This window comes from Croceicoccus gelatinilyticus (genome assembly GCF_018398395.1).
In the GTDB taxonomy this organism is placed as follows: domain Bacteria; phylum Pseudomonadota; class Alphaproteobacteria; order Sphingomonadales; family Sphingomonadaceae; genus Croceicoccus; species Croceicoccus gelatinilyticus.
Map to the genome: position 1 here is coordinate 15,787 of NZ_JAHCBF010000015.1, position 13,373 is coordinate 29,159.

Genomic DNA, 13,373 nt, shown 5'->3' on the forward strand with positions numbered 1-13,373 from the left:
GATCTTAGACATGACAGACAAGAACACGGTCTACCGCCTCGAGGTGGAGATCGCCGCGACCGCTTACATCACCGCCAGCAGCCCGGAGGCGGCTCGCGCACTGTTCAACGAGCAGCTGCGCGGCACTGCCATCGATCTTGCAGGTGACTGCGTCGACGGGCGGCCGCTGCTCGAGCTCGCGGCCGGCCCGGTTGCCGCAACGCTCTCGCCAGTCGGCACGATCATGGGCCCGGCAGAGGACGAGGTTGCCGAAGACCTGACCGACGAGATCGGTCTGGTCGAAGAGGCCTGGCAGCCTGGTTGGGTGTTGAAGTAACACCTGTGAGGGAAAACCGATGCCGCTGCATGAGATCTTCGACGCGCGCCACGACGCTGATACTGGCGCCCGCCTGTTTACCTGCGGCGACATCCATGGCTGCTATGACGAACTCATGGCCGGCCTCGATGCCATCGGCTTCGACAAGACCCGCGATCATCTCCTCGCCCTTGGCGATCTCGTCGACCGCGGCCCCAAGAACCTCGAGGTCCTCGCGCTTCTGGATGAACCCTGGTTTCACTCGATCCGGGGTAACCACGAAGAACTGACGTTCTGCGCTGCCGAGAGCAAGGAAGCCGTACGCTTTCATGTCCAGAACGGCGGGCAGTGGTTCGCCGATCTCGACGACGACGAACGTAACCGGATCGCACAGACCCTGCGCGCGCTGCCGCTCGCGATGACCGTCTACACGGCAACCGGTGGCAAGTACGGCCTGGTCCATGCAGACCTGCCGTTCGCCAGCTGGGATTCGACCATCGAAGCGCTCGAGCATCATGAAGTGCAGAAATACGTCTCGTGGAAGCGCGAGAACATCCGCCGCGCGCAGGCCGGGCACGAACTTGGCGGCATCTGGAATGTCGATGCCGTCTACATGGGCCATACTCCGGTCGATGAACCGGTGCGCTCGGCGAACATGAACTGGATCGACACCAAGTGCTTTCGCACCGGTGTCCTGACCATCGAGGAGCTGAAATGACGCATCCTTACGAGAAACCTGGTCAAGGGGCTCATTACAGATGTTGACGCACTCGTTGAGGCCTGCACCGATAGCATGATACTGCTTCTGCAGGAGAAGCACATGGCAACAATCCGCAAAACCATCACACTCAGCGACAGTCATGATGCCTGGATCAAGGCTCAGATCGCAGGCGGGGCATTCACGAACGATAGTGAGTATATTCGTGATCTCATACGCCGCGATCAGGAAGGGCAGAACAAACTGTCCGATCTGAGGCAGGCGATCGCTCAAGGGCTGGAAAGCGGCGTGAGCGATCTCTCTCTGGACGATATATGGACAAAAGCTGAGAAACGTAGCCGCTCTGCAGATGCCTGACAGGCCCGCAAGTACCGCGACCTGCTACAATCCTGCTTTCAATCTTTACTCGATAACTGCTTTCGCACCGGTGTCCTTACCATCGAGGAGCTGAAATGACGCATCCCACGAGGAACCCGGTCAAGGGGCTGATCACGCTTGCGCTGCTCGCTCTGCTTGCCGGTGTTCTCTGGCTCATCGCCAGTGAAGGTAGCGAGACTTCGAACCTCGAGACGCTCTGGGCCCATCCTGCCAGGGAAGGGCCAATCGTCCCTGAGCGCGTCGCCGTTTGCGCCGCGCTTCACGCGGGCCTCGTTCTCGAAGACCAGCCAGAAGCCGGTCTTGAGGAAGACGTTGCCCGCACATGCAAGCGGGCTGCCGCCGATCCCTCGTTGCCGAAAGCCTGCCGGACCTACGCCGCAAGGGCGGCAACGGTCGGCGCGCAGGCTGCACGCGGCATCGAAGACACCGATGCACGCGTCGATGCAAACGAATTGCTCGGTGACTGCATGGACTGATTGCAACCGCTGGAAGGAGGAAAAGATGACCAATGGAATGATCAAGGCGCTCTCGTCGCCGTCTCACGCTCCCCAGCCGGCCAATGACCATCCCTTCGCCGAAGAGCCGAAGAAGAAGGCCAAGGCCGACAAGGCGCCGCGCCGCCGGCGCATGGCGTTCCTTCCCAAGAAGGTGCAGACCAAGACCGCTCGCAACGGCCGACAGTACATCAAGGCCCGCGGTCTCATCACCTACCGCCGCAAGAGCTTCGAATACACGCTGATGGTGCCTTTCTGGCGCTACCATCGGTTCGCCGAAGCCCTAGAGGCCAACCACCCTATCGAACTGGAAGGCTATCGCCGCCAGGTCGAGACCGACAAGAACGGCAAGCCGATCAACGGCGGCGGCACCTACTTCGAGGCCGACACGCTGCTGGGTGTCCTCGATGCAGGCCACGAGAAGCGCGGCGGCTCCACGGCGCCGACACGCTCGCTCGCCGGCCATGAGCGCCGTGGCTACTACCGCCGGCAGCACTTCGGACCGGGCAATGCCCAGGTAAAGCTCATCTGGATCGACAAGGTGGAGGTGAATGGCGGCCGCAAGGCTGCCTAGCCGACTTTGAGAGCAAGTCTTTCTGCGCGATCCTTCACGACGCCGGGCAGGCCATTCAGGCGCCCGGTGTCGTTGAGGCCCGGAACTACAAGACCTTCGGCTTTGCCAGCCACCCGCTTTGCAATATCAGCCATTCTTCGCCTCACGAAGGCATGCGTCATGCCTGCATCGCTAGCAAAGCGCTCCAGCGCAGGGGTTTCAAAATCCTCAAGCGTCGAAGCCCGGCCAAATTTCATCGCAAATGACGGGTTCAACCCTTCGAAAATGACTGTCGACACCAGGTCGTAAAGCGGAGCGAGCACAGTTTCTCCCGACCGGAGCGCAAGGAAGCTGTAGTTCTTTGCGTGTGCATCGGCATTGCCGATCAAAAGATTGAAAATCGCGGCATCGAGAAGCCTTATCACTTCACGGGCGTATCGCGTCGTCACGACCCTCACCAGGTCGAAGCTGTCTTTGAAGGTTGGCCCGCCATCAGCCGCGTATTTCTGGTGCGACGAGAAGCCCAAAGCCTGCGCAAAGTCCTCCTGATGAAGCCGCTTGGTCTCTCCATCGATCATGATCCGATCATAGCGTTCAACCAGCAGGAAGGGCCGGCCCTTCACCTGTCGCCATTCAGCAAAGGCTGCGTCAAGGCCAAGTTCCCGCGCCAACGTGAGGCAAAAGGCCTCATTCGCCGCAAGACCTTCAAACTTTTCCGGCTCAGGCTTGATAAGGTGCGTCGAAGCTTCACCTTCACGGGGCGTAGCGATCTGGCCATCGACGAGAATGATCGGGAGTTTTCCTTGCGCCCCTGCGAGGCTGAGGCGAGCTCCACCCTTGCCAGCCAGCATGGGCACGCGCGGCAGATCTTCGAGCAGCGAAGCAAGCTCGTCCTCGCCCATTGTTGGCGAAAGATCTCCCGACGGACCAGCCGGCGGTTCTTGCCCGGCCGGAAAGAATGTTAGGGCACCTGCGACATCGCCGCCCAGATGTTCGAGCAGATGGAATACGTTTTCGCGCGATATGCCAAGTGCCCGGGCAACCGAGGCCCGTTGATCCTCTTCGGGAAGCAGGCCGCCGAACACTGCCTTGCAGGCCGCATCATCATACGGCTCTGCGCGCTTGGGCATCGAATGCGAGATCGCAGCGCGCGCACTGTCTTCGATCCATCTGTGATCGTAGGTGAAGGCCATCACCCCGCTGCCGTTGATCCTCAGATCACCCGCAATGCAGTGGCCCGACCACACCGTGAGATGATCAAGGATGCCCTCTTTCATTCCGATTGCTCCCCAACGGCTACACCGTTCGGGAGCTTGATCTCGAGATTACAGCCCAGAGCAGAAAGCACCGTCAGGACCTTGCCGATCTGGGCAGTTTCCTTGCCTGCCTCCAGCTCGACTATGAAGCGCGTGCCGACACCGGCCGCCGCGGCCAGCTCATCCTGGCGCAGCCCCATCTCCTTCCGCTCATCGCGGATGATCTGGCCGATTGTCTTCACGGTCAACATGCAAGCCTCACTTTCCCGAACGGGAAATACACCCGCCATTCACAGGTTATCAAGCGTCGATATTCCCGCACGGGAATTATTACGAGGTAAGCCGGACTGAAGAGGTGGATATTACCCGCTCGGTAAATTTGGCAATTTCGAGCGCAACTCATCGAAGAACGCCTCGTCGGCCACGCGGCCGGGAGGCGACCTTTCGCCCGCGATGAGCTTGCGGCGCAGCTCGCGCCGGTCAGGGGAGGGGACATTGTCCATCTCCCTGCCAGATACACCCAAAACATGAATTCCAACACCCCGTCAGGCCATGAGCCCGGCGGGGTTTTCTTCTGTGCATCAAAGGAGACCCCGATGCCCCGATATACCGTGCTGATCGTCCAGAAGCTCGCCATCGAGCGGGAAGCCACCGTCATCGTCGAAGCGGACGACGAGGCAGATGCCATCGAGGCCGCATCGGAAGGCGCTGCGCCCGTTCACGGATGGACGACCCGATACGAGACCATGCAGGACGAAACTTACGAGGACGCGAAGCTTCTGGGCGAAACGGTCCGCCTACGCTTCCGTCCCCAGACCTGGTTCCAGAACAACGCCTATCCGGCCGATGCCGAAGGACCGACCGATTTCGAGGTGTCGAAGGCCCGCTTCCTCGAGATGTTCGAGAACGAGCTCCAATTCACCGACGATCATTCCGCGCGCGACGACCTGCGCCACGAAGGCACGTCGTCGCACTGGATCCGGGATTGGTCCGGCCCCTTCGAGGTCGACCTGCTCGACTACGGCGTCTGGGACGAAACGGAGTCCGCCGATGTCGAAGCGGCGTGAACGCACCAACCCTGACCTGCTCATGAAAGCCGATGGGCAGGGCAGGGCGGCTGCCTGCCGCGGCGAGGCCTATTCCGAGAACCCTTACGGCCAACACCAGCCGGACCTGCGCCTCGCGTGGAGCCAGGGCCACAACGGCCAGCGCGCCGGCCTGCTGCAGGACAAGTACGGCTGACCCCCAATCATCGAGGAGAACGATCATGCGCTGAGCTGATCCGCCAGCTGGCCCGCACGAAAACTTTCAGAGCGTGTTTGGGTCTTTGAATCCCCCATCCTAAAACATGAAAGCACCCACTTCCGGGGGGCTTGTGATCGAGCATGTCTCGCCGGTGGCGAGATGACGAATTTCAAGAGGACACACTTCTACATGATCAAGAAACTGAGCATCGCGGCAGCCGTCGCCACCATGGCAATCGCTGCGACCCCGGCAATGGCCGAAGACCTGAGCGGCGGACGCTACGGCTTCGAATTCGGCATGCACGGTGACAGCTTCCCCGGCGCCGATGGCGTAACGCTGGGCGCATTCGGCGGCTACATGCACGAGATGGAGAGCGGCATCGTCGTTGGCGGCACCGTCGGCGCGACCACGATGTTCGACGGGAACCGCCACGCCGGCCAGTTCAACGCAGGTCCGCAGGTTGGCAAGAAGATTGCCGACAACAAGCAGCTTTACGTCTCGCTCGCCTATTCGACGATGTCGTCCGACTGGATCTCCGGAAGCCTCTCCGGTCCGCGCTTTGGCATCGGTTACGAAGGCGTCAGCGGCGACACCTTCCTCCGCCTCGAAACCCGCTATGCAGCTTACGGCCACGGCATGGGCAAGTACCACACCGCGCTGGCCGTCGGCGCCAAGTTCTGATCGAGACTATTTCGAACGAGAAGGGCGGCCATCGAGGCCGCCCTTTTTAGTTGGGGATCAGTTGAGCGCGTAGACGATCGACGTTGTCCATTCAGCCGAGATCGGCGCGCCATCGTCCGACAATGCAGGATCGAATTTCCCATAACGGACCACGCCGTCGCAAGCGCCCTCATCGAGCCAGTTTGACCCGCTCGACGACACGACCCTGCAATTCCTTGCCCGACCATCGGGTTCGACAGTGACCTGGACCCCTACGCGCCCTTGTTCGTCATTGCGAAGCGCCCTTGACGGATAAGCCTCACTGATGCGCCTCATCCAGCGTCCCTGTTGAAGGGGCTTAACGTCTGCTGCAAACGAACCGTTCTCGTCGGCAAAGACCCTCTCCCCCGAAAGACGGACGACGTACTTGGGCGCGGGCGGTTGTTCGATAACCTCCTGCCGGGGCTCGGCACGACCCGTTGATGCAGCCTCTGCCTCTGTTTGGCTTGCAGCCATATCAGCCGCCTCATCAACCGCGTTGCGCATCTCGAACTCTTCGATGGATTCCTCAAAGCCTGCGTCTTCTTGGGGAATAATCCGCGGCTCTTTCTTCTTCTCCAGGTCGACTGCCGGCATGGGTAGCCCAGCTCCCTCGCCATCACGCACATCGATACCTGCTTCGACGGCCTGCTTTTCGAGTTCCTTGAAGCAGTTCTCCAGAAAATCATCCTGCAGGTCCGCCCAAACCACGATCTCATTGCCGAGCCTGGGATTGAGGAACTGCTTCGAAACCTTGATGACCTTGTCGACATCCAGCGAACAGGCACGTGCCCGCCTCTGCACATCCTCATAATCTTCGAGGCGATCCGTAAGCGTCTCGTCCATGACGGCTTGAGTGTAGGCGCAGGCGGACCTCACCTCTCGCGCGCGCGGCTTGATATAATGACGGGTGATCTCATCGGTGATCTGTTTCGTTTCCTCACCGATCTTCCTGCTTACGAAATCATACACCTCGCGGTCGCTGAACCAATCTCCATAGATGCCGTCGTTGCGGCGCCTGTTCTCATCGATAGCACCCCTCAGCCCCTTGAACTGCCGGCCTAGATCCTCAACGGCTGCGCGACACGCCTTGCTCTCGTCCGACCAGACCGCCGCGTAATACCAGCCCTTGGCTTCGTCTTCGCTGAAGCCATTGCCGCCAAGAACACCGCCGCCATCCGAAGATCCGCAACCTGCGACCATCGAAATAGCTGCTGCTGAAAGTAGTGCTGTCCTGAATTTCATGCATCCCCCCAAGTCCGCGTTCCCCAATTGAAATTCCTGTTCATTCGAGAGCCAGCGACAAGGCAAGTCCGGAAGAAAAATTATCAGGATTTTTCATCTGATTGGAGGGCTTCGCTTGCCCCTGATTAATGGATTCAATCGAGTTTCAAGTTCGAAGGGAAAAGAGATGTCTCAGCACCATGTCCGCCACGAACTGGCCGGTGTCGATGCCGATGGCGATGGCGATGTCATCTTCCGCATGGCGAGCCCGCTTAGCGCAGGCAAGATCGAAGAATTGGGCGCCGAGATGCGCCTCGAGGAACTCGGCAAGAGCGATATCGACTGCAAGGCGTTCGAAGACGCTGCCGAGGCCTATGCCCGCGCCAAGGGTTATTTCGACCACGAGGACTGGCTCGATAACGCCATGGCCAACGTCTCGCGCTTTTGCACTGACGCCCGCGACATCGGCGCCGAAAAGCTCCGCTTCATCCCATCCGAGAATGACATGAAGATCGAAGGGAAAAACTGATGCTGAAGCTCTCGCCCAACATGCGTCTCGTGATGCCGAACAGCCATGATGGCGTTCTCAACGAAAACGCTGAATACCTCACCATCTTTGCCGATGGCGCGGGCGTCGACATTGTCGGCGACATCATCACCGCAGTGCGCGAGAAGCCGCTGATGGCCCTCTGGGACAACAACTGCTTCGTCGGCCTTGCCGTGCCGATCGCGGGCGAAGCTGAATGCGGCGTGCCGGTCGATGCCGACCAGGTCCAGCGCATCAACGAAGCGATCGCCGACGGCCGCATCCTCACCTCCCGCGAGGTCGAGGCCGCGTTCGAAGACGCGATCGAGCCTGAATACCCGTACGACCGCAAGCCGATCCCGCGCATCAGCCAGAGCCGCATCGAGGAATGCAACGTCCTCGGCCTTGGCGCATTCGAAGTGCTCGAAGACATCACCGGCCTCAACCGCTGGACGCTCGACGATGTCACTCTTGATGGCACGGTCCGGTTCAGGCGCGGCCCAATGCAGGCCGGCGTTCGCCCGGAAGTCGGCGGCGTCACGATCCTCGACTACGCGCACGACAGCGAAGGCGACGTCGTTGCCACCATTCCCTTCCGGCGCCTGAAGGCCGCCTGAGGGCATGGAACAACTGCTGGAGATGATCCGCCAGAACGGCGCGATTACCGTCCGCCAGATCCTCGAGAAGGACCGGAGAGCGAACTGGGCTACGACCCAGGACCGCCTCTACCGGCTCCTCGATCAGGGGGCCGTTACCCGCAGGCGGGTCGGATACGCCTTCTACTACTCGATCCCGGGGCGGGCCGCATAAGGCCCGCCCCTTTTCTTTTGTCGGCATCGCTTGCCCGACAACCCTTTCCCTTTCCCTCGATATCCAAGGAGCTCGGCCCATGACCGAAGACGTACTCGTGCGGGTCAATGTCCCTGACATTGCGACCAAGCAGCTCAAGTTCCGCGACAAGGGCGGCCGGCGCATCCTCACCATTTCCTCGAACCTGCTCACCCTGTTCGGCTTCTCGAAGGGCGATGCCGTGGTCGAACGTTCGCTCGGCCCGGGCAAGGGCATGACGGTCGAACGCGTCGACGACCTGTTTGCAGGGCCCCAGACCAAGAAGGTCTATGCGCGCACCTACAAGCAGCGCCGGAACAACCCGCTCGAGCACATGATCGAAGTGTCGTCCCAGCGCCTGATCGACGAAGCCTTCCCTGAAGGCTGCAACCGCGTCCACATTCTCTTCCAGAGCGGCAAGGTCACGATCACGCCGATCTTCACGATCGAGGAACGTGCCCGCGCCAACGCCGGCAAGGCCGATCCGGACAGTGTCTTTGCAGCGCTTACCTCGGGCGTCGATCTCCACTCCATGCAGACCAGCGGCTTCTCGATCTCAGCGGTCCTTGAATGGCGCCCCCAAGAAGCGCGCGACAAGACCAACCTCACCGAGACCGGTGCGATGACTGCGCTGGCCAATTCCGGCCCGCTCTACGCGCTCTTCAACGAAGACGTGACGAGCTGCGTTCTCGACCACATTGGTGCGGCGATGGCGAAAAACCCGCCCATGATCTTTCATGCCAGCCCACAGTGCGATGACCTCTCGAACCTGAAGGCCAAGTCGCTCAAGGAGCGCGATCTCGAGACGACCGATTCCACGGCCGACATGATCATTGATCTGCTCGCCATCATCGAGAAGATCGCACCGCCAGTGGTCGTTTTTGAGAACGTCCCCGGCATGATTGGCTCGCCCGCATACGAGGTCGCCTCGCTGCGCCTGCGCCGCTGGGGCTACACGCGCCACGAACACGTGGGCGATGCCCGCGACTATGGCGGCCTGACCTCGCGCAAGCGTGCCTATGTCGTATTCACACTGCTCAACGCACCCTTTGCCTTCGAAGAACCCTACGGCGAGCGCGAACGCGACGCCTGGGCAGTGATCGAACCGTTCCTCGACCAGTGCCGCGATGTCTCGCATTCCAAGTCGCTGAACGACGGCAAGGAGATCGGCCGCCTACGTGCCATCAAGCCTGGCGCCCGCAATCTGCCAACGCCCGTGAAGAGCATTGCCCGCATGGCCAAGGATTCGATCGTCATCGAACCGGAGGACGGCAAGTTCCTCTTTCCCAGCGAGGCGCTGTTCAAGCACCTGCTCGGCATCGACGATGTCGATCTCAACGCGGTGAGCGCGACTATCGCGACCGAGATCATCGGCCAGTCGATCGACCGCCCCCACCACGAGATGATCATGCGTTCGGTCAGGCGGCACATCGCCGCCTGGCGCGAGGCCAGCAATGACGACGATAACGTCGGGATGGCCGCCTGATGGCAGCGGCAAAGCTCCGGCCCGTCTATTGTACGCGGGAAGGGTGCTCGAAAACGTGGGACCAGGACCCGGCGCTTACCGTCGCGTGTCCTGACTGCAAGGCACCTCCCGGCAGTCCTTGCAAGAGACCGTCTGAGCATCCCTTGCCGTTCCGCGAGATCCACGGCGCGCGCGACCTCGCAGCCGACGACGCCTTTGCCTACGGCCCGTGCCCGCTTGGCCATTGCGGCAAGCGGAACAAGGAAGCGCGTGAGGCGCGGGAAAGCGCCCGGCAGGCAGCAGACGAGCCGCAGCTGTCCTTCATCTAGGGGAGGGCGGCCATAACCGGCCGCAAGTCCTCGAGCAGGTCAACCCTTCGGGAAAGGGGCCTTTCTGATCCAAGGCTCAGAAGGGAAAAAAGAGATGACCGCAGTTGCTTATCGCCAGGCTCTCACGTCGATCGCTGCTGAACAGAATGACGGTGAAGACACCTCGGAGCGCATCTCGGCGCTCGCACAGGTCACTGGCATCGATGTCGGCACGATCCAGTTCGAGGTCCAGGAAGCCGCAAACGACCTTTGATCCTCGCAAGAAAGCCCGCCCGGCATGCGCCGCAGCGGGCTTTTCTTTGAGTCGAATGCCAGAAAAAGAACCTCCGCAAAGCTCATCGCAGAATTTATTCGCTTCATCCCGTGTTAATGCCGAGCACCGGCAACATTTACTCTTTTCGAAGTTCAGTCCCCGGTGGCCTGTCGGCCGGCAACAATTGCAGGTGTGGGGATGAATGCAGAAATTATCGAAAGCAGCTCGCTTAGCGAGCGCTTCGAGACCTTCATTAAAGATCGAAGCTTTCCATGTGTGGGGGCCAAGAGTGCGCTGTCACGCGGGAAGCTTCACATTATCACCTGCAGGTCCATCACAAGCGCATGGGACGATGTGCGCATACATCGCGAACTTCTGAAGTGGGCCTATGCCTACCAAGCAGCGCCAGGACTGTTCCGGTCCATTGCCTTCGTCTTCGAAGAAGACGATGGCTTGGATGAAACAGGCTTCGAGCAAGCCATGTGGGAACGCATCCAGTCGCTAGCCGACAAAGATGCATGGCTTGAGCAGCCCTACGACAAGAGGGTCAGCCCAAATCCGGAAGACCCGCACTTTTCGCTCAGCTTTGGCGGCGAGGCCTTTTTCGTCGTGGGCATGCACCCTCAGGCCAGCCGCCCCGCAAGGCGCTTCGAGCGTCCCGTGATGGTCTTCAACCTTCACGATCAGTTTGAGATGCTGCGCGCCCAGCAACGCTATGAGAAAATCAGGTCGACAATCCTTGACCGTGACAAGGATCTTGCAGGTTCGATCAACCCCATGCTGGCCCGGCATGGCGAGGCCAGCGAGGCTCTCCAGTATTCCGGGCGCCAGATAGACGGCGACTGGGAATGTCCTTTTAACGACAAGCGGGCAGGGAAAAGCCAATGACCTCTGTGACACGCATTCCGCCGCGCTCCGGCATGGCTTTCGAAATGTGCAAAGGTCAAACCCTTACAGTCATCGATCCTGAAGGGGTTCAGGTTTCAGATCTACTCGCCTTCGCGCTCGATGACGTGCGCGAGGTGATCTCAAACGGTCGCACGTTCGATTACGAAGAGACCCTGCGTCTCACGACCGGCAATACGCTGTGGTCGAACCGATCCAACCGCTTGCTGAAGATCGTGCACGATACCGTGGGATGCCACGACTTTCTGCTCACACCATGCAGTGAGGCGACCTTTCGTCACTTCTATCCCGACCAACCGGTGCACCGCGGGTGTTTTGGCAACTTGGCTGAAGCTCTTGCGCCTTGGGGCATCGAGGAAGACGATATTCCAGTCGCATTCAATTGCTTCATGAACGTGCCGGTGGGCCCGGATGGGGCAATCAGTGTTGAGCCCCCACCGAGCAAGGCGGGTAGCTCGATCTCGCTCCAAGCCGAAACAGACCTCTTGATCGGGCTCACCGCTTGCTCCGCTTATGCAAGCAACGGCGGCAGCTTCAAGCCCATCGATTACCGGATCGAATGAACGGTCGTGGCGTTCATTTGGAGAACACCATTATGGAGCATCTGATGGCAGACAAGCACACCGGTCACGTCGGCAAGGACCCCGGCGACATTCCCAAGAGCGACAATCCCTCCCGCAACAGCCAGCTCTATAACGAGATGCGAAAACAGGATCCGGTTAGCCCGGAGGATTATCCACTTAAGGATCGAAAGTCGGGCAACGTCGCCGCCACCAAGGACTAGGCAATAGCGATGAAACCGATTCTGCTGCCAGAGACCTGGGAGCCATTGCTTCGCATCGCGATTACCGCGCCAGTTCTTTATCTGCTGATCATCGTCTTCATCCGGATTTCCGGAAAGCGATCGACCTCGCAGATGAACAATTTCGACTGGATTGTCACGGTCGCGCTTGGCTCAATTGCGGCATCAACAATTGTCCTCAAAGAGCTGACGCTTGCCGAAGGGGCGTTTGCGATCGGGTTGCTTCTGGCGATGCAGTTTATCCTTACAGCGCTCGTTCGCCGCTACGACACTGTATCAGCTGCCGTCAAAGCCACGCCAACCATGCTTCTCGATGAGGGTAGCTTCATCGATAGCGCACTTCGACGCGAACGGATTTCGCAGCGTGAAGTTCTCGCAGCGGTACGCAAGGCGGGGGTGACGGACCTCAACGAAGTCGCGTGGGTCATCCTCGAAAACGATGCGTCGTTCTCCGTCATATCCAAGGCGGACCGGGGGCCAGGAACCAGCGCGATGAAAGAGATCGATAACTTCGACCATAAAGCCAGACGCGTCTTGGATTGATTTTATCATAATCCAAACGAACCAAGGCCCCCGCAGGTGATTGTCACCGGCGAGGCCCTGGAACGCGTAACTCTCTAACGAGGTGATCCCGGAGCCTTGGACGCTTCTACCTTCCCAAGGCTCCGGTATCGGGATCGTCCGGCTTCAGGGACTAATCTGGCACCGGACAACCCCTCTATATCCGCAAAATCTGGATGTTCAATAGTCCATCCTAAAAAAGATTGCGACGGATGGAGCTTGCATGATCCGCACAGACCGGCATGGTGGCCCAGCCGATTGATCGGATGGGGGAAATCATGAAATCTACTGCCCGCGCAGCTATCGCCTGCCTTGCAGCTTTGTTCTCGAGCCATGCCAGCGCACAGCCGGTGGGTCTGGCCGTAGAAAACGCTGTCGAATGGCACGCCCCAACAAGCTTGGGCCTCGTTGTCGAGAAGGTCGCTGCGGACAATGGTTGCGGCATCACGGATGCTTTTGTCAGGACCAATGTTCGCCTCGCGCTCGAAGACAACCGAGTCACGGTCCTTGGCGCAGATGCCGATGAATTCGTTCACGTTGGGATTTTAACCAAGCAGTTCAACGGGCAGTGCATCTCGGTGATCAAGCTCGAACTCTTGAAGTTCGCTGAGGTCTCCTTCAGCCACCAGGACAAGCCTATCCTCATCCAGGCGCAGCTGTCCGAGATCATCGAGATGATCGCGGATGCCTCTCCGGCCGCGCACAAGGCGCATATGCGTGAAAGCCTGCACAACGATACGAGGATGCTGCTCCACAAGGCAGAGTGAGAACGGCGGAGCAATATTCGACCACGGTAGCGGCGGGATAGTCCTGCTGCGGGCGGCGTAAAAGTCGTCCACCT

At 59.8% G+C, this 13,373-nt stretch carries 23 protein-coding genes; 19 read left to right on the forward strand and 4 right to left on the reverse strand.

All coding sequences use genetic code 11. The features are described 5' to 3' along the window. Positions 1-10: 10 nt before the first annotated feature. From KIH45_RS17895 to KIH45_RS17915, 5 genes are all read left to right on the forward strand, one after another. The gene (locus KIH45_RS17895) at positions 11-316 is read left to right on the forward strand and encodes a hypothetical protein (RefSeq protein ID WP_213177368.1); all 306 of its coding nucleotides are present in this window, start codon (positions 11-13) and stop codon (positions 314-316) included. A 19-nt stretch (positions 317-335) separates the two neighbouring features. Next, positions 336-1,013 (forward strand): metallophosphoesterase, encoded by a 678-nt coding sequence (locus KIH45_RS17900; protein WP_213177369.1) that lies wholly within the window; start codon positions 336-338, stop codon positions 1,011-1,013. A gap of 102 nt (positions 1,014-1,115) precedes the next feature. Next, a complete protein-coding gene (locus KIH45_RS17905) occupies positions 1,116-1,370 on the forward strand; it encodes a type II toxin-antitoxin system ParD family antitoxin (protein ID WP_213177370.1) in 255 nt (84 codons plus the stop codon). A 95-nt stretch (positions 1,371-1,465) separates the two neighbouring features. Then, positions 1,466-1,867 carry a hypothetical protein gene (locus KIH45_RS17910; RefSeq protein ID WP_213177371.1) on the forward strand — a complete coding sequence of 134 codons (402 nt, stop codon included), beginning with the start codon at positions 1,466-1,468 and terminating at the stop codon, positions 1,865-1,867. A 25-nt stretch (positions 1,868-1,892) separates the two neighbouring features. Then, positions 1,893-2,459: an AcrVA2 family anti-CRISPR protein gene (locus tag KIH45_RS17915; RefSeq protein ID WP_213177372.1), complete on the forward strand. Its 567-nt coding sequence runs from the start codon at positions 1,893-1,895 to the stop codon at positions 2,457-2,459. On the opposite strand, the gene KIH45_RS17920 is transcribed toward KIH45_RS17915, so the two are convergent. The 3 genes from KIH45_RS17920 to KIH45_RS17930 form a co-directional block, all read right to left on the reverse strand. Further along, positions 2,456-3,715, reverse strand: a complete 1,260-nt coding sequence (locus KIH45_RS17920) for a type II toxin-antitoxin system HipA family toxin (RefSeq protein ID WP_213177373.1) — start codon at positions 3,713-3,715, stop codon at positions 2,456-2,458. The genes KIH45_RS17915 and KIH45_RS17920 overlap by 4 nt on opposite strands. Continuing rightward, positions 3,712-3,945 carry a helix-turn-helix transcriptional regulator gene (locus KIH45_RS17925; RefSeq protein ID WP_213177374.1) on the reverse strand — a complete coding sequence of 78 codons (234 nt, stop codon included), beginning with the start codon at positions 3,943-3,945 and terminating at the stop codon, positions 3,712-3,714. The genes KIH45_RS17920 and KIH45_RS17925 overlap by 4 nt, the downstream gene beginning before the upstream one ends. Positions 3,946-4,056: 111 nt before the next feature. Further along, positions 4,057-4,197 carry a hypothetical protein gene (locus KIH45_RS17930; protein WP_213177375.1) on the reverse strand — a complete coding sequence of 47 codons (141 nt, stop codon included), beginning with the start codon at positions 4,195-4,197 and terminating at the stop codon, positions 4,057-4,059. A gap of 93 nt (positions 4,198-4,290) precedes the next feature. Here KIH45_RS17930 and KIH45_RS17935 point away from each other — a divergent pair, with 93 nt between their 5' ends. The 3 genes from KIH45_RS17935 to KIH45_RS17945 all read left to right on the forward strand — a co-directional run bounded on the left by KIH45_RS17935 (position 4,291) and on the right by KIH45_RS17945 (position 5,620). Next, the gene (locus KIH45_RS17935) at positions 4,291-4,761 is read left to right on the forward strand and encodes a hypothetical protein (protein WP_213177376.1); all 471 of its coding nucleotides are present in this window, start codon (positions 4,291-4,293) and stop codon (positions 4,759-4,761) included. After that, positions 4,745-4,936, forward strand: coding sequence for a hypothetical protein (locus KIH45_RS17940; RefSeq protein ID WP_213177377.1), 192 nt, complete (start codon positions 4,745-4,747; stop codon positions 4,934-4,936). The genes KIH45_RS17935 and KIH45_RS17940 overlap by 17 nt, the downstream gene beginning before the upstream one ends. Positions 4,937-5,128: 192 nt before the next feature. After that, entirely contained in the window at positions 5,129-5,620 is a 492-nt protein-coding gene (locus tag KIH45_RS17945; RefSeq protein WP_213177378.1) for a hypothetical protein, read from the forward strand. Positions 5,621-5,677: 57 nt separating this feature from the next. On the opposite strand, the gene KIH45_RS17950 is transcribed toward KIH45_RS17945, so the two are convergent. Continuing rightward, entirely contained in the window at positions 5,678-6,883 is a 1,206-nt protein-coding gene (locus tag KIH45_RS17950; protein WP_213177379.1) for an energy transducer TonB, read from the reverse strand. Between the two features lie 166 nt (positions 6,884-7,049). On the opposite strand from KIH45_RS17950, the gene KIH45_RS17955 reads away from it, so the two are divergent. From KIH45_RS17955 to KIH45_RS18005, 11 genes are all read left to right on the forward strand, one after another. Beyond that, entirely contained in the window at positions 7,050-7,391 is a 342-nt protein-coding gene (locus KIH45_RS17955; protein ID WP_213177380.1) for a hypothetical protein, read from the forward strand. After that, positions 7,391-8,005 (forward strand): hypothetical protein, encoded by a 615-nt coding sequence (locus KIH45_RS17960; RefSeq protein WP_213177381.1) that lies wholly within the window; start codon positions 7,391-7,393, stop codon positions 8,003-8,005. The genes KIH45_RS17955 and KIH45_RS17960 overlap by 1 nt, the downstream gene beginning before the upstream one ends. Before the next feature lie 4 nt (positions 8,006-8,009). Further along, a complete protein-coding gene (locus KIH45_RS17965) occupies positions 8,010-8,198 on the forward strand; it encodes a BlaI/MecI/CopY family transcriptional regulator (RefSeq protein ID WP_213177382.1) in 189 nt (62 codons plus the stop codon). A 79-nt stretch (positions 8,199-8,277) separates the two neighbouring features. Then, the gene (locus tag KIH45_RS17970; protein ID WP_213177383.1) at positions 8,278-9,702 is read left to right on the forward strand and encodes a DNA cytosine methyltransferase; all 1,425 of its coding nucleotides are present in this window, start codon (positions 8,278-8,280) and stop codon (positions 9,700-9,702) included. Continuing rightward, entirely contained in the window at positions 9,702-10,010 is a 309-nt protein-coding gene (locus KIH45_RS19565; RefSeq protein WP_420481945.1) for a zinc finger domain-containing protein, read from the forward strand. The genes KIH45_RS17970 and KIH45_RS19565 overlap by 1 nt, the downstream gene beginning before the upstream one ends. Before the next feature lie 94 nt (positions 10,011-10,104). Continuing rightward, a complete protein-coding gene (locus tag KIH45_RS17980) occupies positions 10,105-10,263 on the forward strand; it encodes a hypothetical protein (RefSeq protein WP_213177385.1) in 159 nt (52 codons plus the stop codon). A 198-nt stretch (positions 10,264-10,461) separates the two neighbouring features. Continuing rightward, positions 10,462-11,151 carry a guanitoxin biosynthesis heme-dependent pre-guanitoxin N-hydroxylase GntA gene (gene gntA / locus KIH45_RS17985; RefSeq protein WP_213177386.1) on the forward strand — a complete coding sequence of 230 codons (690 nt, stop codon included), beginning with the start codon at positions 10,462-10,464 and terminating at the stop codon, positions 11,149-11,151. Beyond that, positions 11,148-11,732, forward strand: a complete 585-nt coding sequence (locus KIH45_RS17990; protein WP_213177387.1) for a DUF1989 domain-containing protein — start codon at positions 11,148-11,150, stop codon at positions 11,730-11,732. Before gntA ends, KIH45_RS17990 begins: the two co-directional genes overlap by 4 nt. 44 nt (positions 11,733-11,776) lie before the next feature. Next, entirely contained in the window at positions 11,777-11,953 is a 177-nt protein-coding gene (locus KIH45_RS17995) for a hypothetical protein (protein WP_213177388.1), read from the forward strand. A 9-nt stretch (positions 11,954-11,962) separates the two neighbouring features. Next, positions 11,963-12,514, forward strand: a complete 552-nt coding sequence (locus KIH45_RS18000; protein ID WP_213177389.1) for a DUF421 domain-containing protein — start codon at positions 11,963-11,965, stop codon at positions 12,512-12,514. A gap of 260 nt (positions 12,515-12,774) precedes the next feature. Beyond that, the gene (locus tag KIH45_RS18005; protein WP_213177390.1) at positions 12,775-13,299 is read left to right on the forward strand and encodes a hypothetical protein; all 525 of its coding nucleotides are present in this window, start codon (positions 12,775-12,777) and stop codon (positions 13,297-13,299) included. The last annotated feature ends 74 nt before the right edge of the window (positions 13,300-13,373 follow it).

Coding starts and splice junctions, on each gene's coding strand:
- KIH45_RS19565 (WP_420481945.1), top strand. CDS start 9,702: ATGGCAGCGGCAAAGCTCCGGCCCGTCTATTGTACGCGGGAAGGGTGC.
- KIH45_RS17990 (WP_213177387.1), top strand. CDS start 11,148: ATGACCTCTGTGACACGCATTCCGCCGCGCTCCGGCATGGCTTTCGAA.
- KIH45_RS17945 (WP_213177378.1), top strand. CDS start 5,129: ATGATCAAGAAACTGAGCATCGCGGCAGCCGTCGCCACCATGGCAATC.
- KIH45_RS17980 (WP_213177385.1), top strand. CDS start 10,105: ATGACCGCAGTTGCTTATCGCCAGGCTCTCACGTCGATCGCTGCTGAA.
- KIH45_RS17955 (WP_213177380.1), top strand. CDS start 7,050: ATGTCTCAGCACCATGTCCGCCACGAACTGGCCGGTGTCGATGCCGAT.
- KIH45_RS17995 (WP_213177388.1), top strand. CDS start 11,777: ATGGCAGACAAGCACACCGGTCACGTCGGCAAGGACCCCGGCGACATT.
- KIH45_RS17915 (WP_213177372.1), top strand. CDS start 1,893: ATGACCAATGGAATGATCAAGGCGCTCTCGTCGCCGTCTCACGCTCCC.
- KIH45_RS17905 (WP_213177370.1), top strand. CDS start 1,116: ATGGCAACAATCCGCAAAACCATCACACTCAGCGACAGTCATGATGCC.
- KIH45_RS17935 (WP_213177376.1), top strand. CDS start 4,291: ATGCCCCGATATACCGTGCTGATCGTCCAGAAGCTCGCCATCGAGCGG.
- KIH45_RS17940 (WP_213177377.1), top strand. CDS start 4,745: ATGTCGAAGCGGCGTGAACGCACCAACCCTGACCTGCTCATGAAAGCC.
- KIH45_RS17960 (WP_213177381.1), top strand. CDS start 7,391: ATGCTGAAGCTCTCGCCCAACATGCGTCTCGTGATGCCGAACAGCCAT.
- KIH45_RS17950 (WP_213177379.1), bottom strand. CDS start 6,883: ATGAAATTCAGGACAGCACTACTTTCAGCAGCAGCTATTTCGATGGTC.
- KIH45_RS17970 (WP_213177383.1), top strand. CDS start 8,278: ATGACCGAAGACGTACTCGTGCGGGTCAATGTCCCTGACATTGCGACC.
- KIH45_RS17925 (WP_213177374.1), bottom strand. CDS start 3,945: ATGTTGACCGTGAAGACAATCGGCCAGATCATCCGCGATGAGCGGAAG.
- KIH45_RS17895 (WP_213177368.1), top strand. CDS start 11: ATGACAGACAAGAACACGGTCTACCGCCTCGAGGTGGAGATCGCCGCG.
- KIH45_RS17910 (WP_213177371.1), top strand. CDS start 1,466: ATGACGCATCCCACGAGGAACCCGGTCAAGGGGCTGATCACGCTTGCG.
- gntA (WP_213177386.1), top strand. CDS start 10,462: ATGAATGCAGAAATTATCGAAAGCAGCTCGCTTAGCGAGCGCTTCGAG.
- KIH45_RS17965 (WP_213177382.1), top strand. CDS start 8,010: ATGGAACAACTGCTGGAGATGATCCGCCAGAACGGCGCGATTACCGTC.
- KIH45_RS18005 (WP_213177390.1), top strand. CDS start 12,775: ATGGTGGCCCAGCCGATTGATCGGATGGGGGAAATCATGAAATCTACT.
- KIH45_RS17920 (WP_213177373.1), bottom strand. CDS start 3,715: ATGAAAGAGGGCATCCTTGATCATCTCACGGTGTGGTCGGGCCACTGC.
- KIH45_RS18000 (WP_213177389.1), top strand. CDS start 11,963: ATGAAACCGATTCTGCTGCCAGAGACCTGGGAGCCATTGCTTCGCATC.
- KIH45_RS17930 (WP_213177375.1), bottom strand. CDS start 4,197: ATGGACAATGTCCCCTCCCCTGACCGGCGCGAGCTGCGCCGCAAGCTC.
- KIH45_RS17900 (WP_213177369.1), top strand. CDS start 336: ATGCCGCTGCATGAGATCTTCGACGCGCGCCACGACGCTGATACTGGC.